A 26677-nucleotide genomic window follows, 5' to 3' on the forward strand; every position below is an offset into this window, starting at 1 on the left:
CTCCAGAAACGAAAATTGGTTTTCGGCTACTAAAACTGGAAATCCCTTTAAAAGACAATACATAGACCTAAAAGGAAAATCAAAAATTTTTAGATCTAATCAAACTAGAAAGAAACTAAAGTAATTATATGAAAAGAGAAAAATATATTCAAATAACATTATTGATAATTATACTTTTTATTTATCATCAAGAAGCTTTTATTAGTCAAGTACTAAAGTTAGTAATAGTGTTCTTGTATTCGTTGTTAACTCTTTATTTTTCTATTATGAATTTTTCAAATAAGGATAAAGGAAATGAAATAAAGATTAGAAACTACTATATAACTGGATTTCTTGATTTCTTATGGTTTTTAATTGGAAGTTTTGTTTTGTATAAAAACATGAACAAGTTTAGTCTAGCTATTACAATTATGTTTATTTTCTTGTTGCTATACTTTTTAAGCTTTCTGAAAATAAGAAAAGAAGATATTTTGGTTAATGATGAGAAAGGCTAATCAAAATGAGCTATACTACTAAAGTAGCTAACGGCTAAATCATTGGTACAAATGAAATGTATTCAAGTAAAGATGCCATGGAAAATGGTATAGCTTCTGTAAAAAAGAATGCACCAAATGCTACTGCAGAAGAGATTTCTTAGTAGTAAATTAAATAGTTAAAACAAGCAAGAAGATGGACTTAGGTTCATCTTTTTGTTTTTTAGAAAGTGTTATTTTTTTATTCTTATATATTTTAAACAAAAACCAACAGAATTTGTAGATACCGCGATTAAAGATTACCACTATTTCGCTCGTCAATAATTTTTCAACATTTATTTTACTGAGAACGAACTCACTATATCCATAGCCTTTTAATCGTTAATAAAAAGGCTATAAAAACTATTTTTCTCGACGTTGAATACACTATTTTCGCACCCTTTCTTATTGAAAAAAATTACAATTCTAGGGTACGAGAACAACTATGAACAACGAGAAAAACTGGCTTCAATATTATAAAAACAGCTTATCAGACAGTGAAAATTTAGCAATTGATATTAGTAAAATTAAAGACTTATTTCACCAAAAATCATCCGATTTAAGCAATGCAATTATCAATTCAAAACAAGCCAATGAATTATTAGATGTTGAAGAACGAAGAATTAACCGGTTAAAAGGAATTACCAAAAAAGACAGTCCAAAATGGCATGTAATTGAAGAGACTAAAATCCTTATCGCTCCTTTTCATTTAGAGTATCAAACAGATAATACAAAATTCAAACAACGTACTATCCATCCGTTTTGGATTAGTGCCATTGTAAATCGCTCAGGACAATTATCAACTCCAAAAGATGCGTTTCCTTTAATTGTTCGCAATTACCTCACTCCTATTGCCGATGTAAAAAATGATTTTATCTTCTCTTCCATCGATACTATTTTAGAAGCAAAAGAACTGGCTTCACCTGATTTTGAAAATGAAGAAGAAACTGTTCCTTGGGATGAGTACTGGAACTACATTAATGACATTTTTGCTTCCATAACACATAGCAACTTATATCGCTACCAAGTTGATAAGTACACCACGAAATATGAATTGACCTATTTTGCGTTAAGTTCAAAAATTTCTACAGCAAAAAGCATTCTTTTTCTGTATGAAAACCTATTAAAAAATACAGAAGAACTTCCTGTATTGTCAAAAATTATCAATCCGTATACTAGAGAACGTAAAATAGCCATTACTGATCATGGTTTCTTAAATTATAATCATTTGCATTTAGGACAGATGTCTAACGAGTTTCCTTTATCTGTCAGTCAACGTAAAACATTGTTGTCGTATTTAGTTTCTGAAGAAAATGCAGTTACTGCTGTAAACGGACCTCCTGGAACAGGGAAAACTACCCTTTTGCAAAGCTTAGTTGCTACCGAATTTGTAAGAGCTGCCATTCAAGGAGAAGAGGCTCCTATCATTCTCGCTTGCTCTAACAACAATCAGGCTGTAACAAATATTATTGATAGTTTTATCAATTCTGAAAGCTCTATGGAAGGATTATCAGACCGTTGGATTCCTAATTTCAATGGATACGCAACCTATCTTCCATCCAACTCCAAGAGTGATAAAAACTTAGCTGACATTAATTTTTTAAAAGGAAATTTGTTTGGTCATGAGGGTACTTTGTGTAATTTAGAAGATGAAAAATATGTTTCAGAAGCAGAGTATTACTTTCTAACCAATTATTGTCATTACTTTCATACAGAAACAAACTCGCTAGAAGATGTATGCTATCATTTACAGGAGGAAATCATAGCTATTCAGAATATTTTAGCAGATGGTGTTGAGTTTTCTGGCAATTATATCAACTCGATAAACAACATCAACAACATACTTGCACGCGAAGAAGATTACATTCAAAAAAACACGTTTGAAATCTCTAAACTACAAGAATGGAGAACCATTTTAAACGATTTAAAATCGGCTTCAAAAGATGTAGACTTTATTGATAAAGTGAAACATTATTGTGTTTCAGAATCACAAATTTCAACTACTAACAATCCTTCTGAATATATTTTTAAAGTTGATACCTCTGTACTTTCAGACAATAAAAAAGCAATTGCTTTCATCAAAGAAAGCATTGCGTATATGAATTTATTACTTCAGTCTAATTTAAAACTGAAAAACTGGAAGTTTGAAAATGATATTCAAGGGTTCCCTTTTGTTTCTGAAGAAGAAATGTGGAATAATGAATATGAGAAACTCAAATCTAACGATGCTTCACAACGCTTCTTTTATGATGAGTTAGATATTAATTTACGTCATAAAGCCTTTTTGTTAGCAACTCACTATTGGGAGGCTCGTTGGTTGCTTGAGACCAAAGAAATGCTAGAATATTACACCGAAAAAGGAACAGGTGAAAATGCTATAAAAGCAAGGTGGAAACGAAGAGCGATGCTAACTCCTTGTTTTGTGGCTACTTTTTATATGGCGCCTAGTCATTTTTTATACAGTCAGTTTCAAGGAGAGAACGAAAACGGAAAACCTATTTTCGAATACTTACCACTGTACAACTTTTTAGATTTGTTAATTATTGATGAAGCTGGTCAGGTAACTCCAGAAGTTAGCATTCCTGTATTCTCTCTAGCTCAAAAAGCTTTTGTGATAGGCGATTTAAAACAAATTGAACCTATTTGGTCTATTCCTAAAAAAATTGACCAAGGAAACCTAACAAGCTTAAACATTCTTGAAAACCAAAACGATGAATATCTAGAAGACCTAGGTTTTTTAGCCTCTAGTGGAAGCATTATGAGAATGGCACAAAACGCCTGCGAATTTGAAACTCCGCTGCCTAACAACAACGAACAAGGATTGGTTTTGTTAGAACATAGACGATGTAATGATGAAATTATTAGTTTTTGTAATGAATTGGCATACGATGGTATTTTAAAACCGATGAAAGGAAAAGCTAAAGAAGACCAAGCATTTCCTTCAATGATGGCATACCATATCGAAGGCATTAGTGAGCGTAAGTATAACAGTCGTTGCAATATTACGGAAGTAAAAGCCATTGTATCGTGGCTCCAACAAAACAAAGAAACTATTCAAGAAGCCTATGATGTAACTTCTATTGAAAGTGTATTAGGAATTATCACTCCTTTTGCAAGTCAAAAAGGAGAATTATCTAAAGCCTTAACCGACGCTGGTTATAAAGTAAACGACATCAAACTAGGTACTGTACATGCATTACAAGGTGCAGAACGAAACATCATTTTATTCAGTTCTGTATATTCAAATGAAGATGAAGGCACTTTGTTTTTTGAAAAAGATAACAAACCCAATATGCTAAATGTAGCAGTTTCTAGAGCCAAGGAAAGTTTTATTCTTTTTGGAGACACCCGAATTTTTGATGAAACTAAAAACACACCCTCTGGAATCTTAAAAAAGCATTTGAATATTTATGAAATGGCCAACTAATAAAAAAAGGAGCAATAAATTGCTCCTTTTTTTATCTATTTTTTGAGTTTACTTTTTAAACTCTGTAATCGTTTTCTTAATGATTTCAATACAATCTCTTAATTGCTCTTCGTTCATTACTAATGGTGGCGCAAAACGAATAATATTTCCGTGCGTTGGTTTTGCTAACAATCCATTGTCGCGTAATTTTAAACAGATATTCCAAGCTGTTTCACTTTCTTCAGAATCATTAATTACAACTGCATTTAACAACCCTTTCCCACGAACTAAGGTTACTAACTCATTCTCCCTAGCGAACTCAGATAATTCTTCTCTAAATATCTTACCTAAACGCTCAGCATTCTCTGCTAATTTTTCTTCTTTAACTACCTCTAAAGCTGCAATAGCTACTGCTGCTGCCACTGGATTCCCTCCAAAAGTAGAACCATGATTTCCAGGTCTAATAACATTCATAATGCTATCATTTGCTAATACTGCAGATACTGGATATGCTCCTCCACTTAATGCTTTTCCTAAAATTAAAATATCTGGTTGTACATCTTCATGATTTACCGCTAATAATTTTCCTGTACGAGCAATTCCTGTTTGTACTTCATCTGCAATGAACAATACATTATGCTTTTCACATAAAGCTTTTGCTGCTGCTAAATATCCTTCAGAAGGCACATACACTCCAGCTTCCCCTTGAATTGGCTCCGCCATAAAACCAGCTACATTGTCATTATTCTCTAAAGCCTCTTCTAAAGCCTGTAAGTTATCATACTCAACTTTGATAAATCCTTCAGTAAATGGTCCAAAGTTCTTACGAGCCACTGGATCATTTGAAAATGAAATAATTGTAGTAGTTCTTCCGTGGAAATTGTTTTTACATACAATTATTTGCGCTTTATTCTCATCAATACCTTTTACTTCGTATGCCCATTTTCTACAGATTTTTAAAGCTGTTTCAACAGCTTCTGCCCCAGTATTCATGGGTAACAATTTATCAAAACCAAAGTATTCAGTTGCAAACTTTTCATACTTACCTAACATGTCGTTATAAAAGGCACGAGAAGTTAGCGTTAAAGTTTGCGCTTGATTCACCATTGCACCAACAATTTTTGGGTGACAATGCCCTTGGTTTACTGCAGAATATGCTGATAAAAAGTCATAATACTTTTTACCCTCTACATCCCATACATATACTCCCTCCCCTCTACTCAGTACTACTGGCAATGGATGATAGTTATGTGCTCCGTATTTGTTTTCTAAGTCAATCGCTTGTTGCGAAGTTAATTGGTCTAAAACAGCCATTTTTCTTAATTTTTTAAAATTTATAAAATAACCATTCCTTATCTACCTTTATCCTTTCGAAAAAGAAGTTTCGAAAATTCAGCGTGGGAAAGAAATCATCCCTAAAAACAAAATTATTAAAATTAAGTGACTTTAGCAGAATTAAGGTGTCCAAAAAGTAAACTACTTAACTTTCTCAATCAGTTTTGAAATAAAAACATAGTTAAGTAGTTTTTTTTATCTTTAAAAGAAATTAACTAAATATCATTTTTATGAAAAGAATCTTTTTTTTACTACTGCTTTCAATAGCTGTAATTGGATGTAAATCTACATCTGTTACTAACACTAAACTTGACAACAAAACTGAGAGAATGTTAAAAGGTAATTGGACTATTGCTTCTGTAGATTTTCCTGGATCAGATTACTTAAAAGTAAATTCATTTAATTTAGAGGATTCTAGCTGCTTTATTGGTAGCGATTGGAGTTTTATTTCAAACAATAATAAAGGAGAAATGAGTTTAAACAACCCTAACACTGATTGTAAAGGTTTTAGCTCTCCTATAACTTGGTATGTTAACAAAGATGGAAATTTTGTTTTAAAAATCATTAACAATCATAAAGCAAAAAACGTTAATACTGGGTATATTTTAAAATTAAACAACGTAACCGAAACTAGCTTTGAGTTAATTGACAAAATTAACGTTGCTGGACAAGTTAAAGACATTACATATACATTTCAAAGACAATAAATCAATAAAATATTATGAAAAAAGCAATTATTTATAGTGTATCAATTCTATTTTTAACAGGTACAACTTTATTTACCTCTTGTAAATCTGTTCAAAATGCAAACAACACTCAAAAAGGGGCTGTAATTGGTACAGCAGCTGGGGCTGTGATTGGGGCTGTGATTGGTAACAACGTTGGAAACAAGAAAAACTCAGAATTAGGTGCTGTTTTAGGTGGTGTTATTGGTGGTGTTGCTGGTGGTGTTATTGGTCACCAAATGGATAAGCAAGCACGTGAAATTGAAGAAGCATTACCTGGAGCAGAAGTAGAAAGAGTTGGGGAAGGTATAAAGCTTACTTTAGGTGAAAATGCGGTAAGATTTGACACCAACAAAGCATCTTTAACTTCTACAGCTAAAGCTAATTTAGATAAATTAGTTCCTGTATTCAAAGATTATCAAAACACAGATATTGTAATTTACGGATATACAGATAGCACCGGTAGTGTGGAGTACAACCAATCTCTTTCAGAAAAAAGAGCGAACTCAGTAAAAAACTACTTAGCTAGTAAAGGATTAGATAATGGTCGTTTTGAAACTAAAGGATTAGGTGTTAATGATCCTATAGCTACTAACGAAACTGCTGAAGGTAGAAGTAAAAACAGACGTGTTGAATTTGCAATTGTTGCTAACGAACAAATGATTCAAGAAGCTAAAAAAGAAGCAGGCCAATAGTCAAAAAGCATATAACAATAATCAAAAAAGACTACTCTAAATGAGTGGTCTTTTTTTTATCACTAAACCATATCTTTTCCTAATTTTGCATACCATAAATTTTTAGTAGAAAATGCCAAGAAGAGAGCGAAATAAGTTTGTAAAAAGAGGACAAATCATTGAAATTTTAATTGAAGATTATGCCTTCGGAGGAAAAGGAATTGGAAGAATACGTTCTGAGGAAGGTGTTTTTGTGGTTTTTGTACCAAATACATTACCAGGACAATTGGTAAAAGCACGTGTAGAAAAATCAAAAAAGAAATACGCAGAATGTAAATTAATTGATGTTGTACAACACTCAAAAGATGAAGTTGAAGTTCCTTTTCAAGACATTCCTGGAGCTCCTTACATTCAATTACCTATCGAATTACAACATCAATACAAACAAGAAAGCACCTTATCACTATTTAAACGTATTGGTAAAGTTGAAAATATAGAAGACTTATTTGATGAATTTATTTCTTCTCCAAATGTATTTCACTACCGAAATAAAATGGAATACGGATTTTCTGCCATAGGTTATGATCGTGAAAATAAAACTGATGTTGACGAATTTACCCTAGGATTTAAACGTCGTGGTGTTTGGTGGATGGGTGATAATCTAGAAAAAGATTCTGGGTTATTTGATAAGCAAGTAGAAGACAATATCAAAAACATTAGAGAATATTGTAAAAAAACTGGGTTACAACCTTGGCACGGGCCTAAAAAAGAAGGTTTTTTTAGGTACTTTGTAGTACGTAAATCATACAAAACTGATGAGTTATTATTCAACTTGGTTACTACATCAACTGGCTTATCTGATTTTAATCTAGAAGATTTTGCTAACTACTTAGTAGAATTATTTGGTAATAGAGTTGCTGGTTTACTACATACCATAAATGATGAAACTGGTGACAGAACTATCGCAACTTCTGGAAGCATCAAATTAATATACGGTAAAGATAAAATTGTGGAAGAATTATTAGGCTTAAACTTTGAAATTAGTATGAAAAGCTTTTTTCAAACCAACCCTAAATCTGCCGAAAAACTATATACCAAAGTAGTTGATTATGCGTTAGAAAACAAAGAAGCTATAGACAATACAGTCGTAATGGATTTATTCTGTGGAACGGGAACTATTGGGCAAATCATCGCTTCTAAATCTAATAACACTAAAATTGTTGGAGTAGATATCGTAGCATCAGCTATTGAAGATGCTAAGAAAAATGCTGAGAGAAACAACATTGAAGGGTTACAATTTTATGCTGCTGATGTTGGTAAGTTTTTAAATGAACATCCACAGTATAAAAACAAAATTAGAACGCTGATTTTAGATCCTGCTCGAGCTGGTATTGCACCTAAAACGCTTAAAAAAATCATACATTTAAATGCAGATAGAATGGTTTACGTATCTTGTAACCCAGCAACACAGGCTCGTGATACGGAAGAGTTAATCAAAAACGGATATCAATTAAAAAAGATTAGTTTGGTAGATCAATTTCCGCATACATCACATATAGAAACGGTTGTTTTATTTGAAAAATAAAAAATTAATGAAAAAATACATTGCGCTATTCATACTTCTAGCAGGTTTAAGCTCTTGTGAAAAAGATGATTTTTGTACACAAAACCCAGTAACTCCTAACTTAGTCCTACGTTTTTACGATAAAGACAACACTAATGATCTTAAAAATGTAGAACGTCTATCAGTAATTGCTGAAGGAAAAGCTGATAGTCTTTTTACAAATGCCAACAATGATAGTATTGCTATTCCTTTAAATAGTCTGTCACAAAAAACAGTTTATACTTTAAAAATGAATGATGTAGATGGTAATGTAGCCAATAATCAAACCGCTACACTTACCATTGAATACAATCCAGAAGAAGAGTATGTATCTCGTTCATGTGGTTTTAGAATCATTTTTGAAAATGTTACCTTAGATCATACAGGTTGGATAGACAGTTTATCTACCAAAGAAATTCCTTTAATCGATAATCAAGCTAGTGCCCATGTACAAGTATTTCATTAGTCTATGTTTTCTATTTGTGTTTGTAAACGGATATTCTCAACAAAACACATCTAAAGAAAAATCCGAAGAAAAAAAAGATACGGTAACTTATAAAACTGGGTACGGTTTACGATTGGGAATAGATATTAGCAAACCTGGTCTTGCTATTATTGACAAAAGCTATAGCGGGCTAGAACTTGTGGGAGATTATCGTGTTTCTGAAAAGTGGTATGTTGCTGCTGAATTAGGACATGAAGAAGAAATAACTTTTGAAGACTTTACTTCTTCAACCTCAAAAGGAAATTATATTAGACTTGGTGCTAATTACAATGCTTACGAGAATTGGTTAGACATGAATAACGAAATTTATGTTGGTATGCGCTATGGCTTTGCTATGTTTGATCATACTTTAAATAGCTACACTCCTAATGTGTCTTCTGGTACAGCTGGCTCACCACCCTATTTTCCTTCAATTCCTTCTGTTGAAGTTCCAAAATCAGACAACGGTTTAACCGCCCATTGGACTGAATTACAGCTAGGTCTCAAAGCAGAAACTTTTAAAAACTTATTTGTTGGGTTTAGCTTTTCTTATAAAATAATGCTGAGTGTTGATGATCAAAAAGGATTTAAAACCTTATATGCTCCTGGTTTTAATCGTGTATTTGACAGCAGTACAGGCTTCGGATTTAATTATACAATATCGTACTTAATCCCTTTTGTTAATAAATAAATTATCAGCATACGCTTGATTTCACTAACTTTACAGTCTGAATAATAAAACTTATTAACAATGAATAAAATTCCAAGCGTAAACTTAGCAGATTTTTTATCAGACGATGCTGAAAGAAAACAAAAATTCATCAACGAAATTGGTGACGCTTATGAGAATATAGGATTTGTAGCATTAAAAGGACACTTTTTAGACGATGAATTAGTAGAAAATTTATATGCTGAAATCAAAAAGTTTTTTGATTTACCAACTGAAGTTAAAGAGAAATATGAAATTCCTGGTATTGGAGGACAAAGAGGCTATGTTTCTTTTGGTAAAGAAAGTGCTAAAGGAAAAAAAGAAGGTGATTTAAAAGAATTTTGGCATTTCGGTCAATACGTAGATGCTGATTCAAAATATGCTAAAGAATACCCTGAGAATGTAGTTGTTGAAGAATTACCTAAATTTAATGAAGTAGGTAAAGAAGCCTATCAAATGTTAGAAAAAACAGCTAAATATGTATTACGTTCGTTAGCACTACATTTAGGTTTAGAAGAAACTTATTTTGATAACTATATCAAAAACGGAAATAGTATTTTACGTCCAATTCACTACCCGCCTATTACTACAGAACCTAAAGGAGCTGTAAGAGCTGCTGCCCATGGTGATATTAACTTAATTACCTTATTAATGGGGGCTCAAGGTAAAGGGTTACAAGTTCAAAATCATAAAGGCGAATGGATTGACGCTATTGCAGAACCAGACGAATTAATGATTAATGTTGGTGATATGTTATCACGTCACAGTAACAACAAATTAAAATCTACTATACATAGAGTAACAAACCCTCCTAGAGAATTATGGGGAACCTCACGTTACTCAATCCCATTTTTTATGCACCCAGTTTCAGACATGAAATTAAATGTGTTAGAAAATTGTATTGATGAAAACAACCCAAAACAATTTGAAGACATTACTGCTGGTGAATTTTTAGATGAGCGTTTACGTGAGTTAGGATTGAAAAAATAAATCTAATGGATTTACAAGATCAACTAAAAAATTTATTTCCAGACCATCAGTTTGAAGAAAAACCAGTTGAAGAAAAACCGGATATTTGGTTACAGGAAGACCCTATTTTATGTAAATACGAAAAAAGAAAAGGGAAACCTGTTACGATTATAGATGGGTACAACGGAGCTACTCAAGATTTTAAAAAGCTTGCTAAAGAAATTAAAACCAAACTAAGTGTTGGCGGTAGTTTTAAAGATGATAAAATCATTATTCAAGGAGATTATCGAGATGATATAATGCAACTTTTAAAAGACAAAGGATTCAACGTAAAACGCGTTGGTGGATAAACAAAAAAATGTCGAAGAACTATGTTCTCGACATTTTTTTTATATTTACAACTTTTGTAAAATGTTAAATATCAACTAATAAATAATAACGTATAAAATAAAACGTTTATTTTATACAAATAAAGAAATCACTAATTCCCCAAAAGATTATGAAACATTCTTTATTACATATAACTAATGGAGACAGTACAACTCATAGATTACAAAAGTTAAATGTAGCAGGTGACATCATTACATGGCGTGAAATGTTATGCGAGGGTAAAACTTCGGTAGATATAGGTAGCGAGAGCTTTTGGAAAATGCGTTTCGACTTCTTAAAGGATTCCTACAAAGTTACCAAGAAAAAATTCATCGACTATACTTTAAAAGAATATCGTAATCTATGTAACCACAAACAAGAGGACGAAATTGTTTTATGGTTTGAATACGACTTATTTTGCCAAATAAACATGGTTGCTGTAATTAGCTGGTTAAAACGATACCGTAAAGGACACAAAGTTTCTTTGGTTTCAAGTGGAAAAATCTCTGGAAGTGATAAAATGTTTGGCTTGGGAGAGCTAACTACAGAACAGTTACAGCAGCATTATGAAAATAGAATTGAGTTAACCGACGACGACATTGAATATGCTGATTATATTTGGCAATTGTATTGCTCGGATAGTCCACTACCTCTTGAAAATGCTCATAAGTTTAACCCAAAATCGCCTTTTGTTTATTTAGAAAAAGCTTTAAGATCACATTTACTTCGCTTTCCTTCTTTAGAAAATGGTTTAAACCATATTGAAAATAACATTTTAACAGCTATTAACGACAACGAATTTACTAATCAAGATCAACTAGTTGGTTACTTATTAAAACACCAAGAAAATTACGGATTTGGTGATAGTCAATACTTTAACAAACTAGAAAGTTTAAAAAAGTTATTCAGCCCTTTTGATCCTATTAAATTAAACAAAACAGGAAAAAAAGTATTGCAAAACCAAACCAATTATTACGCTAAAATTCGTTCTGATTTTTCGTATCTTGGTGGCGCAAAAAAATACAGCTATTTATATGTAAATTCTACCAATAAGCTGTTAAAAATTACATCGTAAATGAGTATACAACATTCTGAACTCATCTTAAATCCAGATGGCAGTATTTACCACCTGAATTTAAGACCTGAGCATATAGCCACTGATATTATCTTTGTTGGAGACCAATATCGTGTAGATAAAGTTACCCAACATTTTGATACTATTGAATTTAGTACGCAAAAGCGAGAATTTAAAACCACTACAGGAACTTACAAAGGCAAACGACTTACAGTAATTTCTACAGGTATAGGTCCTGATAATATTGATATTGTTCTAAACGAACTAGATGCTTTAGTAAATATCGATTTTGACACTCGTAAGATTAAAGACAACTTTACAAAGCTACATATTACTAGAATTGGAACTTCTGGTTCTTTGCAATCTGATATTCCTGTTGATAGCTTTCTATTAAGCACACACGCTTTAGACCTAAATGGGATGCTACAAGCATATCAAGTAGAAGAAATTTCTCATCCTGAACTTGAACAAGCTTTTATTGAACATACGGGTTGGAGTTCAAAAAAATCGTACCCACTAGTTATTTCAAATGGAAAATCTTTAGAAGAAAAATTAAGCTCTGATAAAGTTTACAAAGGAATAACAGCTACGGCAGGTGGTTTTTATGGTCCTCAAGGAAGAGTATTACGCCTACCTTTACAAGACGCTAACCTAAATAGTAAAATAGATAGCTTTAACCATAATAACAATAGAATTACCAACTTAGAAATGGAAACTTCAGCTATTTATGGATTAGCAAAGCTATTAGGACACGATGCCGCTTCTATGAATGCCATTATAGCCAATAGAGCTAATGGAACATTTAGTGAAGATCCATACAAAGTAGTAAATGATTTAATTCTTTATACTTTAGAAAAATTAATTGAATAAATGCTTGATTTAAAAATAGGTGGTGTTCCAGAACATTTTAATTACCCTTGGTACATCACACTAAAAAATAAAGAATACACAAAAGAAGGTGTTAATTTACGCTGGAAAGATTACCCAGGAGGTACTGGAGCTATGTCAAAAGCACTACGTTCTGGCGAAGTAGATATTGCTTTAGTACTTACTGAAGGAATTATTAAGGATATCATTAACGGGAATCCTTCTAAAATTACACAGACCTTTGTAAAAAGTCCACTTATTTGGGGAATTCATGTGGGTGCAGATTCTAAATTTAAAACCATTGCTGATTTAGAACATGCAACAGTAGCCATAAGCCGATTTGGCTCAGGGTCACATCTAATGGCTATAGTAAACGCTCATAATAACGGTTGGGATGTAAACAAACTTCAATATAAAGTAGTAGGAGATTTACAAGGCGGAATTGATGCCTTAACCAATGGAGATGCCGATTATTTTATGTGGGAACATTTTACCACCAAGCCTTTGGTTGATAATGGTACTTTTAGACGTGTTGGCGACTGCCCTACTCCTTGGCCTTGTTTCGTAATTGCCGTTCGAAATGAAATATTAGAAAACCATTTTGAAGAAGTTAAAAAAGTACACGATATTATTAATAGTTGTACGAAAGACTTTAAAGACTTTGATAATATCGATGGTATACTTTCTGACAGATACGAACAACAATTAGGAGACATTCAAGAATGGTTGTCTATTACAGAGTGGAATGATGGTGAACCCATTACTGAAAATTTAGTTTCTAGCATACAAAATAAAATGGTAGAGTTCAACGTTATTGAAAGGAAGGAAAATTCTGGTGACTTAATCAGAAATATGTATATTTGATTATTTAAAACTAAAAAAATGAAAAAAGTAGTATTTATTGCAATTTGTACTGTTAGTTTGTTAGGTTTTTCTTCTTGTGGAAGTACAAGCCCATGTGGTTTAGCAAAAACTAATCAAAATAAACAAGAACAACATCAACAACAAGAGGTAGTAGTTGCTGATGCAACAGAAATAGCGATTGCTGAATAAGTTGATGTATCTTTATTCAAATTCAATAAATCCGCTTTTTTAGGCGGATTTTTTTATTTAGCAATGATTTCTCCTAATACTTCACCTTTTTCAAAAACTATCTTTATCATAAACAGCAATAAAATTGCAAATCCAGTAATCAGATAATACTTTGTCCTACTTTCTTTTTTCATATTATTTTTCTTTTAATTCTTCTTCTTTAACATCGGTACAAATCTAAAAGCACCTAATTCGTGCTTTTCAAACTCTTTTGGTGATTTTCTAATAAACAAAGTCATAACCTGTTCTTTATCACCTACAGGGATTAACAATCTACCTCCCACTTTAATTTGTGCTAGCAATGCCTTTGGCACATACGGAGCTCCAGCAGTCACAATAATTTTATCAAAAGGTGCTTCTTCAGGCAATCCTTTATAACCATCACCAAAAATAAAACGCTTAGGTTTATACCCTAACTTAGGTAAAAACATCGATGTTTTCTTAAACAATTCATGCTGACGCTCAATCGAGTATACTTCAGCATTTAATTCTAACAATACTGCTGTCTGATACCCAGAACCTGTACCAATTTCCAACACCTTATCTCCAGGTTGTATTTCTAAAACTTCCGTTTGAAAAGCTACTGTATAAGGCTGAGAAATGGTTTGCTCTGCAGCAATAGGAAATGCCTTGTCTTGATATGCATGTGCTTCAAAACTACTATCCATAAACAAATGCCTAGGGATTTTACGAATGGCATCTAACACTCTATTATCAGTAATTCCTTTCGCTTGTAAAACATTTACTAATTGATTTCTAAGTCCTTGATGTTTGGTAGTATCTTTCATTTATATATCTCTATATAAGCAGTAATTTGTTTTTTTACTCTATCCTTCTTTAATTTAAAACAACTCTATGACTTATGCAAATCATAAAATTTCGGCAGGCTAAAAGTAGTAATAAATATGTTTAAAAGTGTATCTTTGTTAGCGTTGTTTAAAACGGTTGACCGTTAATTTATGTAACCATTTATTAACCATCTTAATAAAAATATTTTAACCTTTAAACAAACACACTTTTTCAATAACTAAACAAATAAGAATGTTAAAAGCTGGAGTTTTAGGCGCGGGTCATTTAGGAAAAATCCACTTGCGTTTGTTACAACAATCTGAAAAATATGAACTAGTTGGGTTTTATGATCCGTTTACTGAAAATGCACAAAAAGTAGCTGATGAATTTGGTTACAAGTTGTTTAATTCAGTAGAAGAATTAATTGATGCTGTAGATGTCGTAGATATTGTTACCCCAACACTTTCTCACTTTGACTGCGCTAAGCAAGCCATTGAAAAAGGAAAACATATTTTTATTGAAAAACCAATCACTAACACAGTACAAGAAGCTGAAGCTATCAGAACACTTGCTAGCCAACATCATGTTCGTGGGCAAGTAGGTCACGTAGAGCGTTTCAATCCTGCTTTTATGGCTGTAAAAGATTTGATTGACACGCCAATGTTTATTGAAACACACCGTTTAGCTGAATTCAACCCTAGAGGAACAGATGTACCTGTAGTATTGGATTTAATGATTCATGATATTGACATCATCTTATCGGTAGTTAAATCTAAAGTAAAAAGCATACATGCTAGCGGCGTTTCTGTAATTTCTGAAACTCCTGATATCGCCAACGCTCGTATCGAGTTTGAAAATGGATGTGTAGCCAACTTAACATCGAGTAGGATTTCGATGAAAAACATGCGTAAAAGCCGTTTCTTCCAAAAAGACGCCTACATCTCTGTTGATTTCTTAGAAAAAAAAGCAGAAGTCGTAAAAATGAAGGACGCCCCTAAAAGACCGGATGAATTTGCAATGATTTTGCAAAACGCTGAAGGTGTTAAAAAGCAAATTTATTATGATAACCCTAAAATTGTTGCTAACAATGCTATTCTAGATGAATTAGAATCATTTGCTGATGCAATAAATAATGATACAACTCCAATAGTTTCATTACGTCAAGGTACTGAAGCTTTACGTGTGGCACATCTAATTATAGAATGCTTTAAACGTTAAAAAAATACAATCAACTAATGAGTTAAGAATTAAACTTACTTGTTCATATCAGGTAAGAAATTTTCTCAAATAGAAATATTAAAACACAACAAACATGAAAAATATTGCCGTAATTGGAGCTGGAACTATGGGTAACGGAATTGCACATACTTTCGCTCAATTTGGATACAATGTACAACTTATCGACATTTCTCAAGCCGCTCTAGATAGAGGTTTAGCAACCATTACTAAGAACTTAGATAGAATGGTAGCAAAAGAGAAAATCACCGAAGAAGATAAAAACAACACCTTAAAAAATATTACTACTTATACTTCTATTAAAGATGGAGTTCAGAATACTAGTTTAGTAGTAGAAGCAGCTACTGAAAATGTAGATTTGAAATTAAAGATTTTTAAAGATTTGGATGAAGTTTGTGCCGAAGAAACCATTTTAGCAACCAACACCTCATCAATTTCAATTACTCAAATTGCTGCGGTAACAAATCGCCCAGAAAAGGTAATTGGAATGCACTTTATGAACCCTGTACCTATCATGAAATTGGTTGAAATTATTAGAGGTTACAATACGTCTGATGAAGTAATGAATTTCACGGTTGATTTAACTAAAAAAATCAATAAAGTTCCCGTAGAAGTAAATGACTATCCTGGGTTTGTTGCAAACCGTATTTTAATGCCAATGATTAACGAAAGTATCGAAACTTTATACAATGGTGTTGCTGGAGTAGCTGAGATTGATACCGTTATGAAATTAGGGATGGCACATCCAATGGGTCCATTACAATTAGCTGATTTTATTGGATTAGATGTTTGTTTATCTATTTTAAATGTAATGTACGACGGATTTAAAAATCCTAAATATGCACCTTGCCCATTATTAGTTAACATGGTAATGGCTGGAAAATTAGGAGTAAAATCTGGTGAAGGCTTTTATGATTATTCAGAAAGCAAAAAAGCTGAGAAAGTAGCAAAAATGTTTTCTTAGGTTTTAAATTTATAACAATACAAAAAAAGGGGAGTTTCAGTTAGAAACTCCCTTTTTTTTAGGGAAAAACACACTCAAAATTTACGGATTATACTTCATTAAAACCAGTTATTTGCATACAGAAAACTAGCATATAGGAACTTAACTTTGGACCAATATTAACCCCCAAACAAAATATGTTATGATTGTTTCTATGCAAGGAGACTGGTCAATTGGTGTAAAAACCAAGCAAGCAGCTTACCCTCAACGATTTGTTATTAACGGTGCCACAGAAGGCAATGGTATATACAATGCCGTAACAAATATGAATCCAATAAAAGTTATTGGAGATCAATGGACTATTTCTATAGAACATAATCCAGGTAATGGATTTATACTTTCAGATACAAGAATAAAATTCCCCAGAAAAATAGACGATAAATATGTATTTGAAATAGAATCTAATGACTCTGGTGGAGATCAAGATTTTAATGATTTAATCTTAGAATGTACTAGTGAAGCTAGGATTAGTGACTATTTAATTTATGGAAATGTTACCTTATATAGTGGCTATTGCCTAATTAATCCATGCTATAGAAGGTGGTTTGTTATTGACACCTATGAACAACTTTTAGATGCTCTAAAAATAGACCGCATAAAGGATATCATTACTAAATACTATCCGAAGCAAATTCCAGAATGGATTACCCCTCCCTTCCCTCCTGATCCAGTTCCAGATTTTAAGCCTATTGTTATTAATGTAGTAGATGAAATTCAAATACCACAACAAGAGCTCAATGTTTTTACTAGAATAGACAGAACTTCAAAAACTAAAAAGACTACTACCAAATCAGAATCATTACTATCAAATTACCAAGTAAAAAGTAACTTTTTAAATGCTAATACAAGTGTCTTTGACTCTAATATTATCGATATTAAGGATCGTTTAGATTTGGCAAAAATTATAGACTTACCTACAGTAAGATGTCATACTGAAGTAGGTAATAACCTTACTTTAAGTTTTGAAGAATACGATCGTACTACAAGTGAGCTATCAGGTGGAGTTTATACTGGAGAGGGAGATAGAAAAAGATTAGGAGATGCTATAACCGATATGCACGGGAACTATATTTTTAAATTCAATCATGGTTTTTGGGATGGTTTAAAAGATATCGTATTAGATACAGCTGAAGGAGAAGACTATTTAGTTCAACGAAGGCCAGATATAATTGTCAAAATTCAAGACTCTTTCAATCCTTCTAAAACTATATTTGAAACCGCTCCACGTTTCAATATCCAAAATTTACAGCGTATCAATTTATGTTTACCTAAAAGTAAAGTACCCCCAACAAGACCCCTATGTTTCAATGGTAACCTTATTGGAAGTTTAGGTAATGTATTTATTGGAGGAAATCAAAATACAATCGCTAGCACCACTTTATTAGACAGAAATGGTTACAACAATCACCTGCATTCTGATGGAAAAATCACTGTAAAAAATAGCCAAGCAGGATTTAAAATAGATTGTGCTTCTTGGGCAGGAACTGTTGATTTTCATGGATGTATGTATAATGCCAATCGTGAAGAGAACGACCCTATAGTTAGATTTTATACTATCAAGTATAGAAAACCAAGTAATTCATGGCAATTTGTAAGCCAGGTATACCGACATCCACAGTTTTCTAAAAGAGGAACACCAGGGTATAATGGAGATCTAGTAGGACCTATTCCTACAATGTTGCAGGTTACTGGAAGCTCCAAACAAGAAGTACCAGCTTATAAATGTATTCAATCAGAAGTTTTTTTAGGTGATGTTGATGGAAACCGTATTGACTGGGAATTTAGTAGATTAGATAGATATATTCGTCTAAACACCAATATTTACGACGAGGATTCTCCTGGAACTATTTACTTTTTAATTGAAGGCTATGATGCTGATGGAAACTTAATTCCGGATGCTCGCGATATGATTGCCTTATATGTTCATAATAAACCTCTTGGCTTCGGTTTAAATAGTATTAATTTTTCCGAAACTGTCGAAAAAATCCCTTGTGGACTGTATAGGTTAACAAACTCTCAAATGAAAACTCCTTTAAATATTTCCTTCAAAGCAAATGATCCTCATGGCTTTGTTAACAACTACAAACTAACTATGAATAAATGTCCAACTCCCAATATTGAAGTAAATATAATGAGTCCTTCAGCTATATCAGGAGACACTACAGGTATAATAGATTCCGGAGAAAATATTTTAAACACAGACCTTAATAATTGCTCTGGATATAGAGGTACTATAGATGAACATGGAACAAATGATTTTGTAAACATTCAACTAAGACCTTCTGATAATGAATCTGGTTGGATGCGTCCATCTGAAAAATTCGTTGTTATTTCTGGCTCTTTAACTGCTGAAAAGAGAGTTACCAATGGTTATAATTCTGGTATTGATCCTAATTATAAGAGACACTATAGCTTTTATATTGAGCGAAAATCATAAATTTTTAATATGGTCTTCTTCGATTTCATATTAGTTGTATTAGCTGTATGGCGTATTACTCATCTTTTCAGTTATGAAGATGGTCCATATAATTTAGTTATTAAGTTTAGAATGCAATTAGGGCAAAGCTTCTTTGGAAGCTTGCTCGATTGCTTTTACTGTCTAAGTATGTGGATTGCACTTCCTTTTGCTATATGGAAAGCTAGCTCGGTGTTAGAGTTACTCTTATATTGGCTAGCCTTATCTGGTGCTTCATGCATTATCCAAAAAATTATTGAAAAACCAACTTCTTAAAAAATTAAAATTATGTCTTGTTGTGGTCAAAAAAGAACAACTCTTAAAGAGTATTATAATTCTAAAACTAGTAATAAAACTCAGCAATCAGCTGAAACACAAAAATTTTTAACCTTTAAATATATAGGCAAAAGTATGTTGGAACTTACAGGTTCTGTTTCTGGAAAAACATATCAATTTTCAGCTAAAAAATCTTTAGTAAAAATTCCTGAATATGATGCTTCTTCAATGTTTGGTGAACCTCTTTTAAAAAAAGTTTAATCACCTAACAAGAAATTTCAATAGCAATTTTCCACTCACTATTCTTAAGAAAACAATAAATTTTTATAAAAAAGAAGCCTATTTGGGCTTCTTTTTAATTTATATGTGAATTATACCTTTATGCTTTATGATTCTTCTAAATTATTTATAAGCTTGAATGCTAAAGATGGGGCTATTCGTGCTAATCTGTAAAAAAATCGAACACCTCCTACTCTAACTTCAAGTTTTCCTTTTTCTACTCCTTTAAGCATTTCCTCTACTGCTTTCTGAGGCGTTATAGCTATTTTAGGTGCACTTCCTTTGTGCCAAGGTGTGTCAACTACAGGAAACATAACCTCAACTACCTTAATTGTTGATTTTTCAAGCTGTTTACGTATTACTTGTGTAAAAGAATGAAGCGCTGATTTTGTAGAATTATAAAAAGGGTAATCTGCCTTAGGCGCATATATTAAACCTGTTGTAATATTTATGATTGCAGGTCTATTATTACTAGCCAACTGACTAGCTAGCAAATGAATTAATCGTAACGGCCCCATAAAGTTTACCTCCATTTCTTGATTGGCTTTGCTTATAGCATCAGTAGTATTAAAAAAGCTTGTTTTGTGAACTATAGCCGCATTATTAATCAATACATTAATTTTAGGGTGATGTTCATTAATCCAATTAACCAATCGTAGGCAATCTTCTTCTTTAGCTACATCACATTGGATTATTTCTAGTGCTGGATACTGTTTTTTTGCCGTTGCTAATCGCTCTTTTGAACGCCCACAAATGATTACGGTATTCTTTCTTTTAAGAAGTTCTTTACTTAGCTCTAAACCTATTCCTGAGCTTCCTCCTGTTATTAAAACGGTATTTTGGGTAAGTTTCATATAATTACTTTTGTGTTTTTAACAAAAATAATTTTGATGATTACCTCACACATTGACCTATGTTAAGTCGCTATTTTTTTTCTAATTCTACTTAACGATTCTGGTTGAATTCCTAAATAAGAAGCTACAATTGTTTGGTGTATTCTGTATTCAATACTTGGATACTCTTTTAAAAAATTCACATACCTAGTCTCTGCATTTAACAAGAGTAATTCTCTTTCTCTTTTTTCTTTTGTTATAAAACCTTTTTCTACTAGTTTTAACAAAAACCTCATCCAAAAAGGATCTGCATCCACTAAACTTAACCATTTATTATATGGAATGGAAAATACTTCAGAGTCTTCTAACGCTTCAATAAAAAAAAAGGATGGTTCATTGGATATCATTGCTGAATATGAAGCTATAAATTGATTTTCTAATATGATACCTTTGGTAAATTGTTTTCCTAAGCTATTGATGTAAACATATCTGAAAAGTCCTTTTTTTATAAATCCTATTTTTTTAGGTGTTGCACCTGCTCGAACAAAATAATCACCCTTTTTCAAAGTCTCTATTTTCCCTATTGCTAATAACTCATTTGCTTTTTCATCAGGAAGTAATTCTTTAAAAACTGTGCTCATTAATTTTTAATTTAACACGAAGTATCAGCAATGATTTTCCACTCACCTTGTATCATCTTAAAGATAATCATAAAAACGCCGTCAGCATCTCCTACAGGTCTTTTTAAGTGATATTCTCCCATAACCAAATACGCTCCCTCTGTAATTTTTGAAATATCGTTGATTTTAAAAGTTAAATTACCTGAGTGTTCTTTCGTAGGATACCCTTTTTTGTAGTTGTCTAAGGTTTTTTGCCAACCGAAAGTAATTCCGTTGCGTCCGTAAAATTTTAAGGAATCACTTTTCCAATACCCTTGCATAAACCCTTCTAAATCATGATTAGACCACGCTTCTTCTTGGGCTTTCATCACTGATAAAATTTCTTGCTTTTCTACTTCTTCTGAAACAGTTTTAACTACTTCTTGTTTACATGAAACAAATAGTATGACTAACAAAAAAATGCTAAGTAATTTCTTCATTTTAAAATAGAGAGTTAATGATTTCTTTCATCGTAATTCCTTCTGCCTCCGCCTTGTAATTCTTTACTATTCTATGTGATAAAATTGGAATAGCTACTGCTTGTACATCTTCAATATCTGGAGAATACTTTCCATTGACTGCTGCATGCGCTTTTGCTGCTAAAATTAAGTTTTGTGAGGCTCTTGGACCCGCGCCCCAATCAATGTATTTTTGGATTAATTCTGTAGCTTTATCTGATTTTGGACGTGTTTTACCAACTAAGTTAACCGCATATTCAATCACATTATCTGCCACTGGAATTTTACGAATCAATTTTTGAATGGCTATAATCTCTTCCGAAGAAAAAATAGCATCCACCCTTTGTTCCTCTATAGAAGTAGTATTCTTTACCACCTGTACTTCTTCTTCAAAACTTGGATATTCTAAATTGATAGAAAACATAAAACGATCTAACTGCGCTTCTGGTAATGGATATGTTCCTTCTTGCTCTATCGGGTTTTGTGTTGCTAGCACAAAAAATGGCAAATCTAGTTTATAGTGATGTCCCGCTACAGTTACAGACTTTTCTTGCATCGCTTCTAATAAAGCCGCTTGTGTTTTAGGTGGCGTGCGGTTAATCTCATCCGCTAAAATGATATTTGAAAAAATAGGACCTTTTATAAATTTAAAATGGCGTGTTTCATCTAATATTTCACTCCCTAATATATCAGAAGGCATTAAATCTGGAGTAAATTGAATACGATTAAAATTTAACCCTAGAGCATTTGAAATAGTATTTACTAACAAAGTTTTTGCTAAACCTGGCACACCTATTAACAATGAGTGTCCTCCACAAAAAACAGAAAGCAAAGTATAATTTACAGCCTCTTGCTGCCCAACTATTATTTTTCCTATTTCTTTTTGTAATTGACTGTACTTCTCTACTAAAGTGTTAACTGCGGTTACATCAGACATACATTAAGTTTTAAATCTTCTTTATTCAAAAATTTTAATTACACGTTTTTATAAAAACGAAATTCCCGCTTTCGCGGGAATCACAATATACTAATTTTATTACTTCTTATTTATTTTCTTTTTTCCAATCTTTTTTAAAGGTACACTTCTTATAATCATTCCCTAATTTTATATAGGTTTCTTCTATTTTCTGTTTGGTCCATTTTGTTACTTGCTCTTCTTTTTTCTTAGCTAAAGCAAATTGTTGCATTCTAACATAATCTTCTACCAAATCAGCTGTATGATTCTCTGTCTTGTCTTTTAAGAAGATTACTTTATACATCTTTTCCCCTTCACGTGTTTCATCATAAAAAATATCAGATAAATCACCTTTCTTTAATTCACTAATTCTAGCAAATAAATCTGGAGGCATTCTTGTTAACTCAAAAGTAGTTTCTTGTGTATAAGGATTTACTAACAATCCTCCATTATTTTTTGTTTCTTCTTCTTCAGAATATTTTTTTGCTGCTTCTTCAAAAGTTATTTTTCCTTCCTTTATATCAGCTACTATTTTCTCTATTTCTTCTTTTGTCTCTTTCAATTTTTCATCAGAAATTTCAGGTTGTATCAAAATATGAGATACTTCACGTCCATTTCCTCTAATCTTGCTTAAGTAAACAATATGATAACCAAAAGGTGATTTAAAAGGTTCTGATATCTGCCCTTCATCTAATGAAAAAGCTGCCTCTTTAAATTCTTTAACAAATCCTGTTTCTTTTGTTATGATTCCCATGTTACCTCCATTTTGAGCTACACTTGGATCATCTGAATTAATAATTGCTTTAAGCTTAAAACTTGCTCCGTTTTCTACTTCTTTTTTTATTTCTTTAAGCTTATTAATAACGCGGTCTTCTTCTTCTTTGGTTGGTTCCGCTTTTAATACGATTTGCTCTAATTGAACTTCTGCTGGAATTTCTGGAAGCTCCTCTTTATCTTGTAACCCTTTAAAATATACACGTATTTCTTCAGGTGTTACATCAATATCTTCTGTAATTTTCTGTTGCTCTTTTTCTATTAAAAGATTTTCTTTTTGAACATTACCTAGTTCTTTTTTCAAATCTTCAATATCATTAAAACCGTAAGCTGCAACTACCTTATCTTCACTTCCATATTCATTGGTAAAAAAGGCAATACTTCTTTCCACTCTACTATCTATTTCAGATTGAGCTACTGTAACACTATCAATAACTGCATGATGAGCTAATAATTTTTGCTGCATTAATTCCTCAAGCATTTCACAATCAGAAATTTTTACTTTCCCTTCACTTCTTAACTCAACCTCTTGCTTAAATTTATCGATATCAGAGTTTAAAACAATATTTTTACCCACAACTACAGCAACACCATCTATTTTGCTTTGTTCTGAGTTTTGTGCATTTAAGGTTGTTAAACTTGCTAGAAAGAAAGTAAATACTACACTAGTATTCTTTAAAATTTTTGTTTTGAATGGCATCATTTATCAGCTTTTTTTCAATATCTCGTATTAATTCTAGTTTTCTTTTATGTAAAATAATTTGCTTAATTCTAAGGCTTACATAGCTTAATGGAGCCGTAGCATTTTTCGGCAACACATCTTTTACAGCGACCAAATATACTCCTAAACTATCTTCTTTTTGTATGAATTTTGATATTTTTAACAAACTTTCCTTAGTTTCTGTACGTAAAGGCGGTATTTTTTTCTTTAAATAATCAAAAGTTACCCATGTTGAATCTTGTAAACGATACGATTTAAAGTTTAATAAATGTCTTTCTAAATCTTCTTTATCTTCTTCCTTATCTGACTTGAATTGCGCAATGGTCTCTTTTTTATCTAAAAAATTTTTACCATAATGTACATATTCAAATTGTAGTAATTCTTCACTTACTTTGAAGTTTTCTTTATTCTCTTCATAATACGAAGCTATTTCTTCTTCGGTTACAATCGTATCTAGTTGCTGCTTTATCAAACGCTCTTTGTAACCGTTGATATACAAGCTCTTTCGATAATCATTCACCAAGTTTTGAATCTCTTCGCTATTAACTTCTGAAATATTCTCTTCTGCCTTTATGTATAATAACTCTTGTTTAGCCCAAGAATTGATAAGTCCTTTAACAATAACCAAACTATCTTTTGGAGAAAGATTTTTCGGTAACAATACCTTTATATCTTTCATATACAAATGCTTGTTATATACCGTTGCAATAGGTTTGTCTTCTACCGTTTTTTTAGTTTTCAAACTAACTAAATCACATGAAGCTACAATTAACAATACTATTAAAAAACTATATTTTTTCACTTTAAATTATTGGTTATATATTTTTTTTAACTTTTTCAACACTCTTTCCTTAACTACAACAGTATTATTTTTTCTTAGATCTTTGACCCATTCTTTTTCTAATTGATCTTGATAATCACTCATCACCTTACCTCTTATTTTATCAAATTCTTTACCATATTTTGATTGATTTGAAAAATAGTATGCTTTTAATCCTAAAGTGTCTTGTGACGCTTTATTCCATATTTTTTCTTGCATCAAATCAAATAACAATAAACCTTCTTTGTATTCTAACAATGTATTTTTAAAAACTGGATCAGTTTTTACCAATTCCTCTTTAAAATAGTTTATAAGCTCTTTATTTTTAAACTCTTCAAATAAACTTTGAATACTTGTCTGCTTTTTTAACTTAATATACTTTAAAAAGTCTTTTTGTAATAGTTTTTTTTCATTGATAGAAAACACAGTAGCATTCAATTCATTTTCCTTTAATACTCCTTTTTTATTCTTTGTAAAAATTGCCAATGCTTTAGGGTATTCTTTAACTTGATATTTCCCCTTTAGCTTTTTATATACTGCTAAACTTGAGATATTTGCTCTTTTAGAATTTTTTACTTTTCGTGTCAATTCATCTTTTATCTCTTCAAATGATGCCACGGGATAGTTTTTTAATAGCTTAACAATATGCCATCCATATTTAGTTTTAAAAGGTTTACTATATGCTCCCTCTTTAGTTAAAGATCTAACATTATTTTCAAACTCTTCTACCATTTTCCCAGTACCAAACCTTGGTAATTTACCTCCAGCTTTAGCTGAACCAAAATCATCTGAACACTTCATAGCCATTTTTTCAAAAGAAGCACCTGATTGTAATTTTTGATATATTGAATCTATTTTCGATTGGCTCTTTGCTGAATTCTTAACTAAAATATGCGCTACCTCAAACTCACCTTTTGAAGGTCTTGTTCCTGTAACTTTTAAAATATGAAGTCCAAATTTTGTTTTAAATGGCTTTGATATTTCTCCAAATTTTGTATTGTAAGCCGCTTCTTCAAACGGATATACCATAGTAAAAGCTGAAAAAAACCCTAAATCACCTCCATTAACTCTTGCAGAAGGATCTTCTGACACTTCCCTAGCCACTACAGCAAAATCTTCTCCCGATACAATACGGTTTCTAATCCGATTAATTTTTTCTAGTAAGAACAAAGTATCAACTGCAATTCCATTACTAGGATATTGGATTAAAATATGGCTCGCTTTAACTTCATTTTTAGTACGATTATAGGCTTGTCGTACTAGCTTGTTTAAAGTTTCTTTATCATACAAATACGGAGCTGTTAATTGTTGCTTATACCCTTCAAATTCTTGTTGATAAGCTTTAACCGTATCTAACTTTAAATCGTATGCTTCTTTTACCTTTAGTTTATAATTGATAAACAATTCTAGATAGTTATCAATATCTTTTGATTCTTTATCTTCAACTATCGGTAAATTCTTTTCATATACTTGCCTAAACTCCGAAACCATAATAGGAACATCGTTTATGCTAAATAATTCTTGATCTTTCTGCGAAAAAGCGGGTAGTACACTACAACAGACAAATAATATAAAAAGAAGTTTGTTCATGCTATAAAT

At 31.9% G+C, this 26677-nt stretch carries 28 protein-coding genes; 19 read left to right on the forward strand and 9 right to left on the reverse strand.

What is annotated here, in order from left to right:
• Positions 1 to 128 precede the first annotated feature (128 nt).
• The 3 genes from ACQY6M_RS00495 (at position 129) to ACQY6M_RS00505 (ending at position 3939) form a co-directional block, all read left to right on the forward strand.
• On the forward strand, positions 129 to 494 hold the full coding sequence (locus tag ACQY6M_RS00495) for a hypothetical protein (protein ID WP_428742738.1): 366 nt from the start codon (positions 129 to 131) through the stop codon (positions 492 to 494).
• A 41-nt stretch (positions 495 to 535) separates the two neighbouring features.
• Positions 536 to 637 (forward strand): YegP family protein, encoded by a 102-nt coding sequence (locus ACQY6M_RS00500; protein ID WP_428742998.1) that lies wholly within the window; start codon positions 536 to 538, stop codon positions 635 to 637.
• Between the two features lie 320 nt (positions 638 to 957).
• Positions 958 to 3939 carry an AAA domain-containing protein gene (locus ACQY6M_RS00505; protein WP_428742739.1) on the forward strand — a complete coding sequence of 994 codons (2982 nt, stop codon included), beginning with the start codon at positions 958 to 960 and terminating at the stop codon, positions 3937 to 3939.
• Positions 3940 to 3987: 48 nt separating this feature from the next.
• On the opposite strand, the gene rocD is transcribed toward ACQY6M_RS00505, so the two are convergent.
• Entirely contained in the window at positions 3988 to 5232 is a 1245-nt protein-coding gene (rocD, locus tag ACQY6M_RS00510; protein WP_428742740.1) for an ornithine--oxo-acid transaminase, read from the reverse strand.
• Between the two features lie 251 nt (positions 5233 to 5483).
• Between rocD and ACQY6M_RS00515 the strand changes: the two genes are divergently transcribed.
• From ACQY6M_RS00515 to ACQY6M_RS00565, 11 genes are all read left to right on the forward strand, one after another.
• Positions 5484 to 5960: a hypothetical protein gene (locus tag ACQY6M_RS00515; protein WP_428742741.1), complete on the forward strand. Its 477-nt coding sequence runs from the start codon at positions 5484 to 5486 to the stop codon at positions 5958 to 5960.
• A gap of 14 nt (positions 5961 to 5974) precedes the next feature.
• Positions 5975 to 6673 carry an OmpA family protein gene (locus ACQY6M_RS00520; protein WP_428742742.1) on the forward strand — a complete coding sequence of 233 codons (699 nt, stop codon included), beginning with the start codon at positions 5975 to 5977 and terminating at the stop codon, positions 6671 to 6673.
• A gap of 112 nt (positions 6674 to 6785) precedes the next feature.
• Entirely contained in the window at positions 6786 to 8237 is a 1452-nt protein-coding gene (gene rlmD / locus ACQY6M_RS00525; protein WP_428742743.1) for a 23S rRNA (uracil(1939)-C(5))-methyltransferase RlmD, read from the forward strand.
• 7 nt (positions 8238 to 8244) lie between these two features.
• On the forward strand, positions 8245 to 8721 hold the full coding sequence (locus ACQY6M_RS00530; RefSeq protein WP_428742744.1) for a DUF6452 family protein: 477 nt from the start codon (positions 8245 to 8247) through the stop codon (positions 8719 to 8721).
• Positions 8702 to 9430, forward strand: coding sequence for a DUF6048 family protein (locus ACQY6M_RS00535; RefSeq protein WP_428742745.1), 729 nt, complete (start codon positions 8702 to 8704; stop codon positions 9428 to 9430). Before ACQY6M_RS00530 ends, ACQY6M_RS00535 begins: the two co-directional genes overlap by 20 nt.
• 60 nt (positions 9431 to 9490) lie before the next feature.
• On the forward strand, positions 9491 to 10438 hold the full coding sequence (locus tag ACQY6M_RS00540) for an isopenicillin N synthase family dioxygenase (RefSeq protein ID WP_428742746.1): 948 nt from the start codon (positions 9491 to 9493) through the stop codon (positions 10436 to 10438).
• A 5-nt stretch (positions 10439 to 10443) separates the two neighbouring features.
• Complete coding sequence (locus tag ACQY6M_RS00545; protein ID WP_428742747.1) at positions 10444 to 10767, forward strand: translation initiation factor; 324 nt, start codon at positions 10444 to 10446, stop codon at positions 10765 to 10767.
• Positions 10768 to 10916: 149 nt separating this feature from the next.
• A complete protein-coding gene (locus tag ACQY6M_RS00550; RefSeq protein WP_428742748.1) occupies positions 10917 to 11861 on the forward strand; it encodes a DUF1835 domain-containing protein in 945 nt (314 codons plus the stop codon).
• On the forward strand, positions 11862 to 12731 hold the full coding sequence (locus ACQY6M_RS00555) for a nucleoside phosphorylase (protein WP_428742749.1): 870 nt from the start codon (positions 11862 to 11864) through the stop codon (positions 12729 to 12731).
• Positions 12732 to 13592 carry a substrate-binding domain-containing protein gene (locus ACQY6M_RS00560; RefSeq protein WP_428742750.1) on the forward strand — a complete coding sequence of 287 codons (861 nt, stop codon included), beginning with the start codon at positions 12732 to 12734 and terminating at the stop codon, positions 13590 to 13592.
• Positions 13593 to 13610: 18 nt separating this feature from the next.
• Positions 13611 to 13781, forward strand: a complete 171-nt coding sequence (locus tag ACQY6M_RS00565) for a hypothetical protein (RefSeq protein WP_166627688.1) — start codon at positions 13611 to 13613, stop codon at positions 13779 to 13781.
• A gap of 185 nt (positions 13782 to 13966) precedes the next feature.
• Here the strand turns inward: ACQY6M_RS00565 and ACQY6M_RS00570 are convergent, their stop codons facing one another.
• On the reverse strand, positions 13967 to 14608 hold the full coding sequence (locus ACQY6M_RS00570) for a protein-L-isoaspartate(D-aspartate) O-methyltransferase (RefSeq protein ID WP_428742751.1): 642 nt from the start codon (positions 14606 to 14608) through the stop codon (positions 13967 to 13969).
• 253 nt (positions 14609 to 14861) lie between these two features.
• On the opposite strand from ACQY6M_RS00570, the gene ACQY6M_RS00575 reads away from it, so the two are divergent.
• From ACQY6M_RS00575 to ACQY6M_RS00595, 5 genes are all read left to right on the forward strand, one after another.
• Positions 14862 to 15827, forward strand: a complete 966-nt coding sequence (locus ACQY6M_RS00575) for a Gfo/Idh/MocA family protein (RefSeq protein WP_428742752.1) — start codon at positions 14862 to 14864, stop codon at positions 15825 to 15827.
• 94 nt (positions 15828 to 15921) lie between these two features.
• A complete protein-coding gene (locus ACQY6M_RS00580; RefSeq protein ID WP_428742753.1) occupies positions 15922 to 16809 on the forward strand; it encodes a 3-hydroxybutyryl-CoA dehydrogenase in 888 nt (295 codons plus the stop codon).
• A 181-nt stretch (positions 16810 to 16990) separates the two neighbouring features.
• The gene (locus ACQY6M_RS00585) at positions 16991 to 19285 is read left to right on the forward strand and encodes a hypothetical protein (RefSeq protein WP_428742754.1); all 2295 of its coding nucleotides are present in this window, start codon (positions 16991 to 16993) and stop codon (positions 19283 to 19285) included.
• A gap of 9 nt (positions 19286 to 19294) precedes the next feature.
• Positions 19295 to 19579 (forward strand): DUF1360 domain-containing protein, encoded by a 285-nt coding sequence (locus tag ACQY6M_RS00590; protein WP_428742755.1) that lies wholly within the window; start codon positions 19295 to 19297, stop codon positions 19577 to 19579.
• 12 nt (positions 19580 to 19591) lie between these two features.
• Complete coding sequence (locus ACQY6M_RS00595) at positions 19592 to 19840, forward strand: hypothetical protein (protein WP_428742756.1); 249 nt, start codon at positions 19592 to 19594, stop codon at positions 19838 to 19840.
• Between the two features lie 125 nt (positions 19841 to 19965).
• Here the strand turns inward: ACQY6M_RS00595 and ACQY6M_RS00600 are convergent, their stop codons facing one another.
• The 7 genes from ACQY6M_RS00600 to ACQY6M_RS00630 form a co-directional block, all read right to left on the reverse strand.
• Complete coding sequence (locus ACQY6M_RS00600) at positions 19966 to 20712, reverse strand: SDR family oxidoreductase (RefSeq protein WP_428742757.1); 747 nt, start codon at positions 20710 to 20712, stop codon at positions 19966 to 19968.
• 62 nt (positions 20713 to 20774) lie between these two features.
• A complete protein-coding gene (locus ACQY6M_RS00605; protein WP_428742758.1) occupies positions 20775 to 21332 on the reverse strand; it encodes a Crp/Fnr family transcriptional regulator in 558 nt (185 codons plus the stop codon).
• A gap of 11 nt (positions 21333 to 21343) precedes the next feature.
• The gene (locus tag ACQY6M_RS00610; RefSeq protein ID WP_428742759.1) at positions 21344 to 21790 is read right to left on the reverse strand and encodes a YybH family protein; all 447 of its coding nucleotides are present in this window, start codon (positions 21788 to 21790) and stop codon (positions 21344 to 21346) included.
• A gap of 1 nt (position 21791) precedes the next feature.
• Positions 21792 to 22745, reverse strand: coding sequence for an AAA family ATPase (locus tag ACQY6M_RS00615; protein WP_428742760.1), 954 nt, complete (start codon positions 22743 to 22745; stop codon positions 21792 to 21794).
• A gap of 106 nt (positions 22746 to 22851) precedes the next feature.
• Positions 22852 to 24240, reverse strand: coding sequence for a peptidylprolyl isomerase (locus tag ACQY6M_RS00620; protein ID WP_428742761.1), 1389 nt, complete (start codon positions 24238 to 24240; stop codon positions 22852 to 22854).
• Complete coding sequence (locus ACQY6M_RS00625; RefSeq protein WP_428742762.1) at positions 24203 to 25060, reverse strand: hypothetical protein; 858 nt, start codon at positions 25058 to 25060, stop codon at positions 24203 to 24205. Before ACQY6M_RS00625 ends, ACQY6M_RS00620 begins: the two co-directional genes overlap by 38 nt.
• 6 nt (positions 25061 to 25066) lie before the next feature.
• Positions 25067 to 26668, reverse strand: coding sequence for a peptidylprolyl isomerase (locus ACQY6M_RS00630; RefSeq protein WP_428742763.1), 1602 nt, complete (start codon positions 26666 to 26668; stop codon positions 25067 to 25069).
• Between the last annotated feature and the right edge of the window lie 9 nt (positions 26669 to 26677).

Origin of the sequence: Tenacibaculum sp. (assembly GCF_050290165.1) — a bacterium.
Lineage (GTDB): Bacteria > Bacteroidota > Bacteroidia > Flavobacteriales > Flavobacteriaceae > Polaribacter.